Annotated in this window: 20 protein-coding genes; 5 read left to right on the plus strand and 15 right to left on the minus strand. The window is 47.4% G+C overall.

What is annotated here, in order from left to right:
- Nucleotides 1-145 precede the first annotated feature (145 nt).
- From EKM87_RS02155 to EKM87_RS02210, 12 genes are all read right to left on the minus strand, one after another.
- The gene (locus EKM87_RS02155) at nt 146-988 is read right to left on the minus strand and encodes an alpha/beta hydrolase (protein ID WP_225428376.1); all 843 of its coding nucleotides are present in this window, start codon (nt 986-988) and stop codon (nt 146-148) included.
- A gap of 176 nt (nt 989-1,164) precedes the next feature.
- Complete coding sequence (locus EKM87_RS02160; protein WP_125681361.1) at nt 1,165-1,662, minus strand: cysteine hydrolase family protein; 498 nt, start codon at nt 1,660-1,662, stop codon at nt 1,165-1,167.
- Nucleotides 1,663-1,962: 300 nt separating this feature from the next.
- On the minus strand, nt 1,963-2,241 hold the full coding sequence (locus EKM87_RS02165; protein ID WP_125681363.1) for an AbrB/MazE/SpoVT family DNA-binding domain-containing protein: 279 nt from the start codon (nt 2,239-2,241) through the stop codon (nt 1,963-1,965).
- A 178-nt stretch (nt 2,242-2,419) separates the two neighbouring features.
- Nucleotides 2,420-2,647 (minus strand): AbrB family transcriptional regulator, encoded by a 228-nt coding sequence (locus tag EKM87_RS02170; protein ID WP_125681365.1) that lies wholly within the window; start codon nt 2,645-2,647, stop codon nt 2,420-2,422.
- A gap of 209 nt (nt 2,648-2,856) precedes the next feature.
- Nucleotides 2,857-4,188, minus strand: coding sequence for a YhgE/Pip domain-containing protein (locus EKM87_RS02175; protein WP_225428377.1), 1,332 nt, complete (start codon nt 4,186-4,188; stop codon nt 2,857-2,859).
- 91 nt (nt 4,189-4,279) lie between these two features.
- Nucleotides 4,280-4,921, minus strand: coding sequence for a TetR/AcrR family transcriptional regulator (locus tag EKM87_RS02180; protein WP_125681367.1), 642 nt, complete (start codon nt 4,919-4,921; stop codon nt 4,280-4,282).
- Nucleotides 4,922-5,071: 150 nt separating this feature from the next.
- Complete coding sequence (locus EKM87_RS02185; protein ID WP_125681369.1) at nt 5,072-6,451, minus strand: MFS transporter; 1,380 nt, start codon at nt 6,449-6,451, stop codon at nt 5,072-5,074.
- Between the two features lie 136 nt (nt 6,452-6,587).
- Complete coding sequence (locus EKM87_RS02190) at nt 6,588-6,875, minus strand: ArsR/SmtB family transcription factor (RefSeq protein WP_125681371.1); 288 nt, start codon at nt 6,873-6,875, stop codon at nt 6,588-6,590.
- Nucleotides 6,876-7,000: 125 nt separating this feature from the next.
- Nucleotides 7,001-7,390, minus strand: coding sequence for a DUF3021 family protein (locus tag EKM87_RS02195; RefSeq protein WP_125681373.1), 390 nt, complete (start codon nt 7,388-7,390; stop codon nt 7,001-7,003).
- An 11-nt stretch (nt 7,391-7,401) separates the two neighbouring features.
- Entirely contained in the window at nt 7,402-7,857 is a 456-nt protein-coding gene (locus tag EKM87_RS02200; RefSeq protein WP_125681375.1) for a LytTR family DNA-binding domain-containing protein, read from the minus strand.
- 19 nt (nt 7,858-7,876) lie between these two features.
- Nucleotides 7,877-8,752 (minus strand): ABC transporter permease, encoded by an 876-nt coding sequence (locus tag EKM87_RS02205; protein WP_125681376.1) that lies wholly within the window; start codon nt 8,750-8,752, stop codon nt 7,877-7,879.
- A gap of 1 nt (nt 8,753) precedes the next feature.
- Nucleotides 8,754-9,614, minus strand: coding sequence for an ABC transporter ATP-binding protein (locus tag EKM87_RS02210; protein WP_125681377.1), 861 nt, complete (start codon nt 9,612-9,614; stop codon nt 8,754-8,756).
- Nucleotides 9,615-9,628: 14 nt separating this feature from the next.
- On the opposite strand from EKM87_RS02210, the gene EKM87_RS12350 reads away from it, so the two are divergent.
- Nucleotides 9,629-9,784: a hypothetical protein gene (locus tag EKM87_RS12350; RefSeq protein ID WP_164506410.1), complete on the plus strand. Its 156-nt coding sequence runs from the start codon at nt 9,629-9,631 to the stop codon at nt 9,782-9,784.
- A 46-nt stretch (nt 9,785-9,830) separates the two neighbouring features.
- On the opposite strand, the gene EKM87_RS02215 is transcribed toward EKM87_RS12350, so the two are convergent.
- The 3 genes from EKM87_RS02215 to EKM87_RS02225 form a co-directional block, all read right to left on the minus strand.
- Nucleotides 9,831-10,895, minus strand: coding sequence for a DUF5776 domain-containing protein (locus tag EKM87_RS02215; protein ID WP_164506411.1), 1,065 nt, complete (start codon nt 10,893-10,895; stop codon nt 9,831-9,833).
- Between the two features lie 424 nt (nt 10,896-11,319).
- Nucleotides 11,320-11,934: a DUF2207 family protein gene (locus EKM87_RS12600; RefSeq protein ID WP_125681379.1), complete on the minus strand. Its 615-nt coding sequence runs from the start codon at nt 11,932-11,934 to the stop codon at nt 11,320-11,322.
- Entirely contained in the window at nt 11,922-13,154 is a 1,233-nt protein-coding gene (locus EKM87_RS02225) for a DUF2207 domain-containing protein (RefSeq protein WP_125681380.1), read from the minus strand. Before EKM87_RS02225 ends, EKM87_RS12600 begins: the two co-directional genes overlap by 13 nt.
- Before the next feature lie 341 nt (nt 13,155-13,495).
- Here EKM87_RS02225 and EKM87_RS02230 point away from each other — a divergent pair, with 341 nt between their 5' ends.
- The 4 genes from EKM87_RS02230 (at nt 13,496) to EKM87_RS12355 (ending at nt 15,891) form a co-directional block, all read left to right on the plus strand.
- Entirely contained in the window at nt 13,496-14,314 is an 819-nt protein-coding gene (locus tag EKM87_RS02230; RefSeq protein WP_191988552.1) for a helix-turn-helix transcriptional regulator, read from the plus strand.
- 73 nt (nt 14,315-14,387) lie between these two features.
- Complete coding sequence (locus tag EKM87_RS02235; protein ID WP_125681383.1) at nt 14,388-14,816, plus strand: SRPBCC family protein; 429 nt, start codon at nt 14,388-14,390, stop codon at nt 14,814-14,816.
- Nucleotides 14,816-15,757 (plus strand): MDR/zinc-dependent alcohol dehydrogenase-like family protein, encoded by a 942-nt coding sequence (locus EKM87_RS02240; RefSeq protein ID WP_125681385.1) that lies wholly within the window; start codon nt 14,816-14,818, stop codon nt 15,755-15,757. The genes EKM87_RS02235 and EKM87_RS02240 overlap by 1 nt, the downstream gene beginning before the upstream one ends.
- Complete coding sequence (locus EKM87_RS12355) at nt 15,751-15,891, plus strand: hypothetical protein (protein ID WP_164506412.1); 141 nt, start codon at nt 15,751-15,753, stop codon at nt 15,889-15,891. Before EKM87_RS02240 ends, EKM87_RS12355 begins: the two co-directional genes overlap by 7 nt.
- The last annotated feature ends 137 nt before the right edge of the window (nt 15,892-16,028 follow it).

The raw sequence follows: 16,028 nt of genomic DNA on the forward strand, positions 1-16,028 counted from the left end.
TGTCTTGTAATCACATAATTTTAGAATACAAAAACGACCTCACCGCGGTTAATTCTGCGATGAGGCCATTCAATTTGAAAAACTTAACCTAAGCTTGTCTGTCATTAGTCTAAGATTTTAGTGCTTTACTGGTTCTCCGCAACAACTAGTTCCGGAGAAAGCGAATCAACAGGCGGTCTACTCGCACATTATCATGTAATTTACTGTGTTGGGCACCCGGCCCCGTAATTTTTTGTTCCTGGTAGGACTTGGCCCGACTAGCAACCAAGTACCGCAATGACTGGGATGAAGCGTTGCTAACTGATCCATCTGAATGAAATCCATCATCCTTATCACCGTAGATGTTCAGTACGTCAATCTGATTTTTCGGATAAGTCTGCCGGAGTGGCAACAAGGCTTGATACTCCGGTTGCATCTTCTCAGGCTGCCCATTGGAACGCAACTTCATCCGGTTAGGTTCATCATTCATTCCCAAAATGCCGTTAAAGTGCCCGGCAATGTCGACCTGCTTTCGTAGTTTAGGCAGGTTAGCCTGATTCTGCCGTAAATAATACATAATGGCCATATTACCCATTGAATGACCCACGACGTTGAATTTTTTAGTTCGATAAGTTTGTTGTAGCTTAACCACCGTTGCCTTGGCCCACCGGCCCCATTGCTTAGGGTTTGAATTCCGACTGTCCTTAAAATCGACCTCGACAATTGGGTGATAGTCACCCTCACGAAACTGGCCAGACAGGGTGACCTTTCCTCGTTTCGAAACGGTAGCCCGCACGATTGTCTTCGTCAACCCGGCATTTACGAGTGCATGGGCCATCTGATTTTCAGCACGATAACTACTCCCCCAACCGTGGAAAAATAGTGTCGGCTCATATTTACTAGCATTGGGTAGCTTAGCTGTAGTAGAATGACCGCCACTCACCCCGCAGGCCGACAGTCCCAACATCAATAAGCCAATCCCCAGGAATCCAATCCACCTTTTTTTCACGTGATCTCTCCCCCTATAGTTGAACTAAACTTGATGGTCCAAGTATAAGCCTTCGGGTGAACTCGAAGGCAAACTTTATTTTCAAGCCTAGCGAAAATAAAGGCAGTTTAACCAGATGTCTTCAAAAATTTGGCCAACAAAAAAGCTCACCGATAACTTCAGTGAGCTTGATTTCATTAAGCGTCTAACATCGTGACGAACCGGTGATTCCAAATACCCTCAAAGAAAGCAATGGTTTGATCAGCCGTCATGAATTTATTATCCACGGTGGTCGTTAGCCCCCGCGTCATTTGTAAGTCGTAGCCAATACCATGGGCCACTTTAGTCGTGGTATCCACGCAGTATTCAACCTGGGCACCACAGATTTCTAGTGACTCGGCAGCAAAACTCGTCAACACCCGCCGTAAGTTGGTATGGTAAAAGGCGTTAGCATGATGCCTGGAAACTAAGGCGTCCGTGTCACGGTAATCTAGGTCGGGAATCAATTCCCAATCGTGAGTTCCTTGAACCAAGTCTTCATCCGAATGCTGGATAAAAACAATAGGCTTTTTGGCCTTGCGGTACGCCGCAATCCGGGCGTTGATACCGGCAAGGACTTGGGGCATGTTCGCTGCGGTCTGTTCACCGTAACAAACACCATTTTGAAGATCAATGACTAATAGAACGTCTGCCATGTTGATGGCCTCCTTCAGGAATCTTTCAGCTCAGCTTCTATCATACCCTATTTGTGGAGCCCATCAAACAATAAATATTCCAGCATTAAGCTATTTCTAGTTTGATGAGAATAATTCTAACGAGTTACTGCCACAAATAACCGCTTCGTACAGTCAACCTGGTTGTCCGCGCCTAATACTCTAGCAAGACTAACTTGAATTTTGAATGACCTTGAATTAATCTTTTTTCTTTATTGCGTATTAAAACTAGAATCCACTGCAACATGGATTCTAGTTTTAAATTCGATGGCAAGTAATCAATCACTCTTCATGCATCCATTCATCAAAACTAGGTGCTTTCTTAGAATCGTAGCGGCCATCTTCATCTATATCAACTTGTTCCACCGGAATATCCGCAATTAATTCCTGCCAATCAAGACTGGATGGGAGTTTTTGAAGAATCATTTGCCCCTCATCATTAAGCGCAATAACCAGTTGTGTACCACCGGCAAGGTTCAATTCTCTTCTGAATTCTAACGGAATAATCACTTGGCCCTTACTCGAAATTTTAACAATCTTGCTATCTTTTATTGGATTCATAGTCGTTCCTCCTGTAAATTGACGCCTTGATCAGCACTTAACCTGCCAACCTGGCATATGAAAACAAAATTGGCAATCAAGGATATAATCACTTGAGTACTGCCCATTGAGAGATTGACTCCGTACGGGATTGAATTTGCTTATTCTATGAACTCTTTTTTCCTTAGTCAAAAAGAGTTCATAAATTTTCTAATCGTTTCATTAAATCAGAATGTTCATCAAATATTTCATCTGCAATTTCAGAAATATTAGATTTGGCTTTTCTATTTTTTCTAAAAGTAACTTCTTTGCCATCAGGAGAAATATTTTTTTGAAATTCGCGATTTTGTTTGGAAAGATGAAGAGCATCAGAATTCCCATTTTTAAAAAATTTAACACGCTCATTTGAATTATCTGGATTAGACACAAACAATCGTTCCTTCCTTTGTCGTACATACATTATATGCTTTCATATGTACGGAGCCCAGTCATACCATCTTTTAGACAAAATCTAAGGATGTTTTCACAATACATAATCGAAGTATCCAGGGAAAGCATAAAACCAATAGTCAACATAAAAACCGGTGCTACTATAGCACCGGTAAATAATCGCTGTCAACCAGCCAGACATCCACCTCAAAGCTCCGGCGCATCAGTCCGATGCCAGTAGAAGTATGCCAACGTTCCTAAACTAAATACCACGACCATTCCCACTAAAATCCAGCTAATGCCGGCAATCGACCCTCCTAACGAAATCGTGTGCCGGAGCCCAGCCATCGCCACAGTCATCGGTAAATACGGGTGAACCGCTCGATAAAACGGATTAGTCAGTTCAATGGGATACGTGCCACCCGACGCGCCAATCTGAAAAAGCATGAACAGTAGCATCAGCCAGGCCCCAGTCAGGCCAAACCACAAGCGGAAACATGTCACCAGACTGAAGAAGGCTAGCACAATCAACAAGCTCAATAGATAAGTTTTTCCTGGTTCCAAGGGTCGCAGCCCAATGATATAGCGCACGCCCAACCACATGCAGGAAGCTGCCAACACGACAAATCCCCAGAGCAAGCCCATTTTATCTAACCAAGCGTAGACAAAGTTACGGTAATTTCCGTGACGTTTGCGAGCATCGTAAATAATATTCAGTGTGATGCACCCCACGAACAATGAAATCGCCATAAAGTATGGGGCCATTCCTGTCCCATTATTAGCCACTGCCACCACGTCATGTTGCGTTAATTTCACGGGCATTGCCAACCGTTTAAGCTGATCAGCGCGTCGAGTTACGCTTAGCTGTTGACTACCTTTAGCTAGTCCGGCCGCAATCTTTTGGGTCGCTGCTGCAACTTGAGTCGCTGACAGACCTAACAAGCTAGCCTGGCTTACCTGAGCAAGTTGGCTGGACGTCACTTTCAACTGTTGTCCTGCGCTCACCGCAGCCTTTTGACTAGCCTGAAGCTCGGCTTGAATGGCCGACTGGTTTAATTTTGTTTGAAGCTTCTGCATTGCGGTGGCCCCCATCTTAGCAGCTACCGTACTCTGCCCAGCATTGGTATCGTAAATCAGTTGCAATTGTCGTGGCGTCGTTGCCAGGTGGCGCAACGTTTTAGAGGCTGTCGCTGGAATTTTTAAGACTAGAAACAGGTGTCCCGCCTTCAATTCACGTGATGCCTTTGCCGACGACATCCGATGAAATTGCAAGGACTTCCCATCAACCAACTCCCGTGACACTGTTTGTCCCCAATGAAGCGTCTGCGTTCCCCGGTCTTGATTGACCACTGCCATAGGCAACCGGTTCATTTCCCCATACGGATTCCAAACGGATGCTAAAAATAAAGCGGCGTAGAATAATGGGATAACCAGAATGCCCAATAAAATTCGCCAAAGTGCTGGATGCTGCTTAAGGTAGCGCCATTCCTGAGATTTCATGTCTTTCTCCCCCTTAACCCGAATGAACGAATCATTCATTCGATTGCCACCCAGTCTAAGCAAGTCCGTCTAAAATACAATTTTTTGAAATTGTTGGTCAGGCCTTAGACCAGTCAACTAATTAAGGGACTCATTGATAACTACGTCTCAACATTGCCTGCACGACCCCCAACATTTGCTCATCATCGCTTCGAGCCATCTCCGTTTCAAAACTGTCATAGTGCTTGTGGACACACCACCAGAAAACCAGATCAACTACGACGACCCCGTTGCGTTGGGAATCGACTAACGTAGGTTGGTGCTGGTGTAAGAAGCTGCCTACCCGCTGATAAAGCTCCTGCCGTTGCTGTCGATAGAGCGCGGTCAATGCCGGATTCACGGTGGGATTGTGCTCTAAAATCAAGAAGTAACGTCCATAACGTTTAAAGGCTGAGAACAAGGTCGTCAGTAGCTGATCAAACGTTGTCGCCTGTTGGTTAGCCAGCTGATGATTCCAGTCCGCATAAGCGGCCTGGGTTCGCCGGACCAATTCCCGGGGATCAGCAGGTTGAATCGGATAGATGGCGTGTGGCAGGTCAGTTACCGCTGGCAAGGTTGTCAGAAAGACGTAATCTAGTAACGCCGTCTTTCCGCTAAATAGGCGATACAATGTGCCCACAGCCACGTTGGCTCGTTGCGCAATCATCTGCATCTGAGTTTCATGGTAGCCTGGCTGAATGAACAGTTCACTCGCCGCCGTGTAAATTCGACGCAATTTTTCTTCATCGGTCATGATTCACCAACCCCTTCCACTTTCATTAAACCGTATTCATCTAGAAAGTTCAGGATTGGCCATGTTTCTAGCGCACTCACCTTACAAACGTATAGGGGACGACCAACCTCATCTCTGAGAATAGTCGTCCCCTAATTAGACTGTTTAAACTTAATGGCCAGATTTATGGATTGCCGGTATCACCGTGCGCAAACGCCGCGACCAAACTATGCCCAGCAAGGAAATGAGTCCCGTCCCAACCATCGTCGCCCGAAACCCATTGGCAAAGGATAATGCCTGAAACTGGTAAAAGATAATGACGGCTACAGTCGTTCCCAAAGCCCCACCCAATAAACGAAAGACATTGTAGATTCCCGCAGCTTTACCGATCATTGATGGTGGAATTGCCCCAATTACGGCCTTCTGCAGTGCCGGACCAGCCATGGACAACCCCACGCCTGCCAGCATTAGCGGTATGATAAACCAACGATAATCTTGCTGGCCGACTAGTGCAATCAGTAGGTAACCCAGTCCCTGCAAACATAAACCAACCGTGGCCACCCGCCGTTCACCAAATTTATCAACTGCCCACCCCGCCAACGGCGCAACGACGACTAGTGTGCCGGTCCAAGGCAACAATTCCAGCCCAGCCGTTAGCGCGTACGCATGTGGTCTGGCTTGCAGGTACTGGGGCAGGAAGAAAACAACGCCATACATGGACCCGTAAAGTAAGGCCGTGGCGAGGTTGCCACCGGTGAAGGTTCGGTTGTGAAAAATTTTGAGTGGGATCATCGGCTCCACCTCAGTCGACTGCCGATAAATAAACCAATCGCCACATGCCACACTTATGACAGCGACAACCACAATCAGACCAAGTGCTCGCATTCCTGGATGACCAGCCGTTGCAGACAACGCCCAGATAATACCGGCCATGGTCACAACGATCAAGAGATTATCACCAAGATTTAGGGGCTCACTGGCGCCACGACTCTCTGGTAAGTGGCGGTGAATCAATACCAGGGCTACGATTCCAATTGGGACGTTGATCCAAAAGATCCATTGCCAGGTCAGTTGCGCCACAATGAAACCGCCAAGCGAAGGGCCCACGATTAGGGCTAGCCCACCAATTCCACTCCAAATACCTAACGCTCGTCCCCGTTGATTCGCCGGCAAGGTATTGGTCAGAATCGCCATTGACATGGGCGTCATGACCGAAGCACCGACGCCCTCCACCACCCGGGACAAAATCAACCAGCCAATATTGTTGGCCAACGCACACAAAATCGAACCAACTGTAAAAATTAGAATTCCTAAACCATAGACTTTACGGCGGCCCCAACGCTCACCTAAGGCAACCCCTACCAGTAAAACTGCAGCAATTGTGATGTTGTAGGCATTCAGTGCCCATTGCAGCGTACTGATTGAAATTTGAAACTCATTGCGAATTGCCGTAGATGCCGTGGTCACAATCATGGCATCCATCATCGCCATGAAAAATCCCAACGATGTTAGAGCTAAGACCCATTTAGACTGATGCTCTTTTCCCGTCATTTCCCCGTCTCCCTACTCTTTGATATAGTTCAAATAATTTTGAACCATTTAAACATACCATTGGCAAAAACGGCTGACAAGCAGCAATTAAAAAAAGAGCAGTGCTTACAGCGCTGCTCTTGATTGGTCTAATCCCCTATAGATTTTGCCAGAAATGGGTTAAATAACGATCAAAGGTCGACCGGTCTAAAGTCACATATTTTTCGCGAGCAACTTTATGGACGATGATTAGCCCCGCCTCCTGGAGAATTTTAAAGTGATAGGAACCAGAAGTTTTACTAATCTGCATAACCCGGCTGATTTCTCCGCAAGAAACCGCGTGATCCAATTGCGCCAAGTACCGGATTATTTCTAGGCGAATAGGATCAGCCAGGGCCTTGAATACCTTGATGCTGTCTTCAGTTGTTTGCATTGATTTTGTCATATCTTTATCCTACTAGACTTGAAATTTTACGCAAGCATTTACGAATTTTCGAGAAATTAAATTTCCTTCCAATTGCTTTTTGTATATAACAACTATTCCTTGAGCTACCAGTCCACCCATGAGGTTCATTTATGCGGGCGCTGCTTCAACACCCGATTGATCTGGGTAACCCGTAGATGCTGATTCAGACTGACCGTACCACTTATAACTAAATAGATTAACAGAAAGACTAGCCAAAATGTCCATCCGATTGGCCAATCATTGTATGCCATCAACGCCACCATTAAGAGTGCCGTTCCAACCAGATGCCCCCCAAATGCTAACAACAAGGGAACTTCCACCTGACCATTATCAAAAATGAGACTAAGCACGCCAATCAAGGCACTCGTCAGGAGCAGGCTGACCCCATTGCCAGCTGACACTTGCCCGGGGGCTACCTGAAAGACGATCAACAGGAGGTACGTCACTGCGCCATATCCCATGCCCTGCATGCCATACTGCAACCCTTGTTTCACAGTTACCCCTCCTATAGCCCCAATTGGTTCATCAACGTTTTGACATATTTGCGGCTTACAACCGTTTTAATCTGCTCTGATAGGATCGCCGTCAGGTTACCAGAAAAGCTGTCTTCCAGTGACTGAAGATGATTCAGATTCAACACCCCGTGCTTAGAAACTTGAACAAAGTTGGCATCACCCAAGCGACGGACAAACTTTCGCAGGGTTCCGTGCGTGGTAATCGTCCCAGTAGTTGTATATAGCAATAACGTTTCCTGCTGAATATCAGCCAGAATAATCGTGGCCGTCTTCACCAGCAACAGCCGATCCGGCGTCTTCACGGGAATCAGTCCGGCATGGGGGGCTTGATAACTATCTAAATAGTCCAAGATGGCCGTCGTCTCCGAACTCTGTGTTGCTGCCTGAACCACGACCAACGGATCAGCTGGATCGATGGCCGCGTTCTGCTCAAATTTGTGGTGCACCCCAATCCCCCCATTTCACTTACCGTTCCTGAATTGATTGGTGTTGCCGCCGAACCCGAATCCACACTGGTCCGAAGGCCAGAACAGTTGCCCCAATCAAGATTAATCCCATTATGTGGTAAGTCTCTGGGTGAGTCAATAAGGTTGACCAGTTGAGCCGGACACCCATCAATCGCTCAAAGTGAGTTCTGGCAATCCGGTTACCAGAAAAGGCTGTTTTTAAGTAATCCGCCATCAAATATTGCCGGTACAGGGCGGCCACGTAGCTTCCCGGAACGACTTTGACCAAGTTTTGGGCAAAGGTGGGCAGAATGCCAATGGGGATGTAGGTGCCTACTAGGAACCCGGCCGCAGTCCCCACGATGGTGCCCAATTTATTCAGAGTATTCACCGCATGAACACCATAGATAATCACCGCGTTTACCATTGTCGCAAGGAGTGCGCTGACAACCATCAATCCCAGGACCTTGCCGACCGTCAAACTCCCGAAAGTTACCCCATCCGTCAGGTAAAAGCTTCCCCACATGATTACCAACATGACCACCTGCATTAACGTGCCAATAATTGTCGCACTGCACAAATAACTGATGAATAGACGGAATGGACCAGCGTCAGTCAACTCCAGATCCGACGTCACGTGTTTCTCCCTATCACTGACCATCAACGACAGACTGGTGAGCGTCGTCGTGATTCCGGTAATGGCCAGGGTTCCACCAATCAGCCAGGTGTCGAGGAGTAGCCTGGCATGGGGCACCCGCTGCCAACTCGTTAACATATTTTGCTTCAGAAAAATTAGGTACAGGATAAATGAAATGAGCGCCCCCAACAGCGAAAAGAACACCCCACTCCAGTCTCGGAAGTACAAGAGCAAGTTGCGCTTAATCATTGCCAGCATGTTAACGCATCTCCTTTCCAGTGAGAGCCAGGAAGGCATCATCCAGCGTTCCTGGTCGAAATTCAAAGTTACTGATCAATGCCCGATTCGTCATTAAGATGTCCAAGGCGGCTTGCATCGTTGCCAGACTATAGGTAACCTGTGTTCCCGTTTGGTAGGTTGGTTGTAACGCCACTTGACCCAAGAGTTGGTCAACATCCGGTGTTGTCACGGTTAAAACATCGGCGGCATAACGGTCTTTAATTTCAGCGGCAGTGCCTTGGGCTAATACGCAGCCGTGGTCAATCACGACGACATGGTTCGCGGCGTCGGCCTCGTCTAAGTAATGGGTCGTGAGAATGACGGTCAATTGCCGGTCCCGTTGTAAACGCTGAATCAGCGTCCAGATGGCACGGCGGGTCTGAATGTCTAGCCCCGTCGTGGGTTCATCTAAAAATAGAATATCTGGGTCGTTAAGCAAGGCACGGGCAATATCCACGCGCCGCTTTTGACCGCCAGACAAAGTCACGTAGCGCTGCTGCATGAAGGTGGCCAAGCCCAACTGTTGACTTAGAATGGTCACCCGGTCGGCTGGAATGTGGTGATATTGTTCAGCTCGAATTTGTAGATTCTCCCGAACCGTTAAACAGTCATCCAAAACACTCCCCTGGAAAACAACGCCTATTTTTGAGTGATGCTCATAGATAACTGTTCCGGCGGTCGGTTGACTCAGTCCAATCAGCATGTTCATCGTCGTTGATTTGCCAGCGCCATTGGGACCGAGTAAGGCGGTAAAACTGCCCCGTGCAATTTTTAAGTTAAGGTCGTTGACCGCAATTCGCTTGCCAAATCGTTTCGTTAAGTGGTGCGTCTCTAGTAGCATTCCCCTCATCTCCTATGCCAGGAGAATACATCTGGGGGCGCGGGGATGTCTCGCGTATCGGGGCAAGTGGTGCTCACTACTCAGTAAGTGGTCAAAATGGCCGGGTGAAATCTTTGGAAGAGCATGTGACCTTGCCGACTACCAAGCTTCAATTTGGGGCGTTCAAATAACGAAAAAAAAATGATGACCATCACTGGCCACCATCGTTATTCTTATTTATTTAACAGCAATAACCAACTTTTTATTAGCCGATACAAATTGGCCGTTGCTTAATTCGAAGCGCGTGGTTAAGTGATAGTGCTTAAGCCCGACGACTTTCAAAGTCTGACCGACTCTTACATGTTTCTCGGCCTTACTCAGTTTCAAGTCTTGATAGCGGTTGATCCCCTGCTTATTCAAAACTTTGATTCTCTTAACTGATTTTTGATAATAGACTGGTGCCACAAATGCTGATTTGGCTGTGATATAGCCAGTCTTGCCAGCAGCGTCCTTCACCTGGTAACGAAGCAGGCCGGACTTGGAACGAGCGTAGCCAATCACCTTAAACATTGGTCGGTTCGTCCGCTTGGTCTTAGGATAAGTTGCCACACGCTGACCTTTCGTAAACGTTGGCTTCTGGTACAGATATAGCTTCTTCAACCCATAAACGACCGTTTGCTTAGGTACCACTGGACTTGGTGCGGTCTGGACAACTAACGTAACCGTCTTAGTTTCACCATTCGCAGCTTTGAGAGTCACTGAGTAGGTCCCGGGTTTCTTAAGGTTGGCCTTACTCGTATCGACTGTGACCGGAATACTGTCACCACTGCTATTGGTGGCTTTGGCGTGGAACGTGGTTGCATCAACGCTCTGGCCAACTGTCACGGTTGTCTGTTGGTCAGCAGTGAAACTGGTCTGGTCAACTACCGTTGATGTAGCTGGTTTAGGCTTCAAGTAAAGATAGAAATCCTGAACCCAATAATTATTCCCAGGCAACTTGGTTAAAATAGCCTTGTTTTGGGCCTCTTGCTTAGTCTTCACTAAATCAACCGTCATATTTTGAAGGTGATTAGTAGTAATCATAGAAGTAACACCATCAAAAGTGTCTGCCAAATCTTTTTGAAACTCGGCTGAACCTGCTCCGTCCGTAGTCGTTGAATCAAAGAGTTGACTAAGTTCAGCAATTCCCTGATCACGTTTGGTCGGATCATCAGCATATTTAAAAATAACACCTATCTCATCATATACTGACTTTCCCGCAACAAAATTCGATGGAAAGCATAATTTCAATACATCATTCATAGAGAGTTTATCTATTTGACTAATATCAGTATATGTCCCTACAAATTCAATTGGCACAGACTTACCATCTGGCGTCTGAAAAAACAAATTCACCTCAACCAACGTTGGCGGAGTGCTGTCGTCCGCCGATGCAATTACGGACTTTCCTGAGAATACCCCCAGAATCAAGGTAGTTATTACCAATCCCAATCCAATCATTATTCGACTTATCAGTTTATTTTTCAATGAAATCGCCCCTTAAGAATAGTTTAACGTTTCACAAGAATGATTGCTACTAAAAGTTTAAGCGGTTACATTATTTGGGGTGATTTATAGCCTAGGTCATACCACTTCCACAGTCAAAAGGCCAACCTCATAATTACCTCGTTAAGGTTAGCCTTTGTGCAGTAGCTCATATTCCATTACTAAATTGCGCCAAACCTGGCTAAAAAGCTCCACCGCCGGAACCGCCACCAAAACCACCCGAGCCACCAAAGCCGCTACCCGAGAACCCACCTGACTTACCTGCCAGACTGACACTGTCCGCTGTGCTGATAGCAGTAGCAATGCTACCCCCCACGACCCCCATCAGTGGTTGCCCAATGTTGCCTATGAAGTACACTGGATAAAGTTCCGGCAAGCTGGTCTCAATTATCTGTTCGCCAAAGTCTGTGTGCAACTGCTTAGTTACCTGTTTCGCCAGACCGAAAGCCACGGCGTACGGCAGAATTTGTTCCCAGAGGATGAGGTCCCCAATCTTAGCCGTATCAAAGTGGCCAATATCCCTGAGCATCCGCCGAAACCCCTGCGCCTCGTTCATCGCTCGTAACCCGGCTGCATTGTACTGGGACACCCGAATGTGTCTGAATAGATACGTCCAAACGATCATCAGTAAGAATCCACTGGCTACCAAAGTTACTAAAAATGCGGTCTGACCGAGTACCCAGGCAAAGATGAGCCACACGCCAGCTAATCCAGTTACCCCTAACACAAACCACCGCAACCGCTGGCGGTATAAAATGTTAGAAACATCCTGATAACTCCGGGCTACCGCATTAATTTGACTTTGCCAATCCTTAAACCATTGGTCTCCCCCCCTTGCTGGTCTGCAGCTGCGAACGCCTCCAGCTCTGCCAAGGTAAAACTATCAACTTGATTCCCCAAGGTGGCAAAACAAGCGTGCAAAAACCCGTTCTCAACCGTGCCAACCTTTGTGAGCCGCGCCGTTTCATGCTCAGCCCCCTGCTCCATAATCAGCTTGAGGTCGCCGCGTCCGACCGCCGCCATGATTTCACCCGTTAATGCATTGGTATCGGGCCACCGTAAATCAACGAGGACCTGGGCCACGGCTGGTGAAACTTGCGGCACATCGAAGAAATGCGTGATTCTGGCCGGCACAACCTGCCGAGTGGCCGGATGGCGTTTCAACCACCACCCAGCAACCAAAATAAGCGTGCCAATCATTGCCACCAGGACCCAGTAGCCAATCCACTGGCGTAACCGCCTCTGTTTCAACTGAACGTTAGTCGCATTTGCCAGTCTAGCCTCTTGCCGTTGTACCACCCGTTTACGCGCTTGATCACTGCGATTTGGATTGGTTGCCGTCACCTGGGTTGGAAAAAGTAAGTGACTTTCAATGAATTGATTGGCTGGATTGCTGCCCACGGTCATAGTCACCCGACCCGCCTTGGTACTGACCCGAGTAACCCCCGCAGAGGGACCGTGCGTCCACGCCTGTAGTGATGAAATATGTTCAGCAGGTAATTGGACCACCAGTCGGACATCCTTCAAGGGAACGTCCCAGGCACTCCCCACCAGCTTCCAGTTCAACTCGGCCGTATCTCGGTAATTCTTAACCCCCCCTCGCAAATGATAGTAGTACGTTACCTTGACCCGGTCACCAGCCTTAACTTTCTGATACAGTTTAACCTTAATCTGTTGTTGGGTTTGCGTAAGTCGATAGGTGTGGTTAGCCTGATCAGTTCCAACATGGGCAATGACCACTGGACCGTTATTGCGCTGTGAAGAAATCCCGGTCAGTTTGCCGCCTCGAATCCCTCGTAGATCCTGAATATTATAAACACCGTGGTAAGTGCCCGAATTAAAATGATACGTCATGGTCTCCCTGACATTGGCATCACCATTGCGTAGGATATCAGCTGTTACCTGAAACGGCCGAATCGTATAGTCTGAATCTGCCAAGGCAGACTTACTTCCAATGATTCCTGAACAGAGAACCAATAACCCAGCCAGTAACCACCTAAACCAATACCGTTTCATCGGCCACCACGCCTTTCTCCGTATTTGGCCTCAGTCTAGCATAACGTCTATGTATCAATACCCATGAATCACTTTTGGGTGAAGTTGTTAGTTAAGTGTATTACTGGCGATAGCTTAGCTTACTGAGTCGGATGTCACCTTAATCTACAAGAATAATAAGGATTGCAAGTCCGCAGCTTAAAGGCCAATCCATTTCATTTGCAAGCTCGTTAAATCTAGTTATACTAGTCATATTTACGAATGCACCAATACGTAATGCAAATCTAGCCAGTCACAACACAAGTCAGGGGACTATCCAAAATAAAGCAACGTTGTCCTACAAATTCCGAGGAGAAATGATCATGTCACTTGGAACCACGCTTAAACAAGTTCGTCAACAACAACACCGCTCACAGAAAGATATCGCCACCGGGATCTGTGCCCAATCCATGCTGTCGGCCATTGAAAACGACCATTACACCCCTAACGCCAAACTTCTGTTAGCGCTGTGCCACCGGTTGAGTATCTCACTCGACGAGATCAGTTTGGCCAACAACTTTGCAATCAGCGGGGATGACTCCTTGAATACCCGGATGCAAGAGCTTTGCAACCAGCACCGCTATCAGGAACTTCTTGATTTTCTGACCGACTCCCGCACCCTCACTGCCGTAACGACTGGCGAGCAGACTCAGGCCTATTACTATTACCTCGGCGTATCTGAGCTACACGTTGACACTCAGCTCACCAATGCCGCACAAAACTTGAAGTTTGCTGCGACCATGGCCGAAGACCACACTACCACCACCCTAACCCGGCTGGCCACAGTCTCGTTAGCAACCGTGTTGGCAAAACAACGACGACCAGTCCAGGCAACCCAGCTAATTGAGCAGTCACTAGCGAACCTTGACCAGAGACCCTATGAAGAAAATCAAAATATCATTTTCTATCTAGCTGCTTTGTCCGCTTACTTTCTAGGGAAATCTGAAGTAGCGAGTCAACGGCTGTCGGCTGGTATTGCTTTCACGACAGAACACCAGTCCCACTACATGTTAGCCAACTACTACCGATTGTTAGCGGAAATCGCCACTCAAACTGGTAAAGCAAATGAGGCTGAAGACGCGCGCCAGAAACAGCGATTCTTAACCGATCTCTTTCACGAAAAAGTTCCCGAAAAATTCTAAGTATCAGTATTCTGATTTTTCATCACCAGCATAAACCGGTAGAGTAAGGCCATCCAATAAGGAGGCCTTTTAAATGTCTAAAATTCTCTTTCAAAATCAGCTATCAACTCAGGCTGCTCCCGAGCGCCTGCTGTCGATCCTCTCCCATCCAGAAAATCTCTCCCTGTGGGATGAAGAAATTAGTCGTGTCGTGCCTACAACCGATGGCTATGGTCTCACCCGCCAGCAACCAGCCCTCAATGAACATGAACTGCTGACCGTGAGCGCCACTGCGAACCAAGTCCGCTATCATAGTCAGGGAGGTCGGCTTAGTTATTACCTCATTTTCACCCTAGGTACATCTGCTGGACTAACTACTCTGACTCAAGAACTCCAACTAGCATCGAACTCGATGCTTCTCGTTCGTTTAAAACTACTGGTGCCAATCGCCAAACACGCCTTTGCCCAGAAGTTACAGTCACTCATTACTTTAGCGGAGTCTGCCAGGGAGGTCATGATTTAATGCAGGCAATTGTCCAAACGTCCTACCAAGGAATCGATGCGCTACAACTCACGACGCGCCCACTCCCACGGTTAAATCCTCTAGCAGTACGACTCGAAACTCGCTACACGCCGGTCATGCCTTACGACGTTTTAACCGAGAACGGCGACCTAAAACAATTACGGCCCGTTAAACTGCCAATCGTCGTAGGTTACGGTTTCGGCGGCATTGTCAGGGAAGTTGGCCGGCTACGGAACCAACATCTGCTGAATCAACCGGTCATCGGTGTCCAACCAGCTGGCAGTAATCAAGAACAACTTGTTTCATCATTACCACCACTGCTATTTCCAGTGTCACAAGGTGTCTCCTTGGCAAGTGCCACCACGTTGATTGGTGGTGCTGATGCAGCTTACTTTGCCTTTAAAAGGAGCCACTTACAAGCCGGCCAAACAGTCCTGATCACTGGGGCTAGCGGCAGTGTTGGTAGTTACTTGTTACAATTAGCCCGACTTTTTCACGTAAAAACCATTGCAGTTGGCCACTCGAGTCGTCACGACTTTCTTCATAGTTTGGGTGCTGAGCAAGTCTTAGACTACGACCGCTCATTATCAGCGCAAACTCTCTCCTTTTCAACTGTTAGCCAATTAATCGACTTAGCTGGGAACCCGCAATTATTGAATCGCTTAGCCGCCCAACTGGGAGCAGTAAAAATCCTCTCATTAGCACTACCGCAGTACCACCCACAACATCCACGCCAAACCTTTAGTTTTGTTAGTGGGGCCATTCTGCCGGGTGACTACCGCTGGTTACTGTCCCAGCTTGCCAAGGGTCAGCTGACAGCAGCCATTCAGGAACAGCTACCCTATACCGCTGTCAAAGCGGCCCAGCATCACTTGGGAAATACGCATGCAGCCGGCCGAATCTTACTGACGTACAACCAGGAGGTCAATGAATTATGTTGACAAATTTAACAATCAATTTGAATCAACTGCTCCCACACATCTTGACGCTGTGGTTCATTGGTTGGGGGATTCGGGCCCTGATCATTGGTATTACTCTTGGTGGATTGGTTTGGCTGATCAAGCGTCGTCGCTAAAGTTATTTTCTTAACGAAATCTGACGCCAAAAAAACTTTGATTAAAAGGACGCCCAGGTTTGTACTAGTCCCTGTCAAGTTGACGGATGAAATACTATAATTTTTGTAGATTTGATTAAGCGGCTTCACCGCGGTAT

Source organism: Levilactobacillus yonginensis (assembly GCF_003946265.1).
Classification (GTDB): domain Bacteria; phylum Bacillota; class Bacilli; order Lactobacillales; family Lactobacillaceae; genus Levilactobacillus; species Levilactobacillus yonginensis.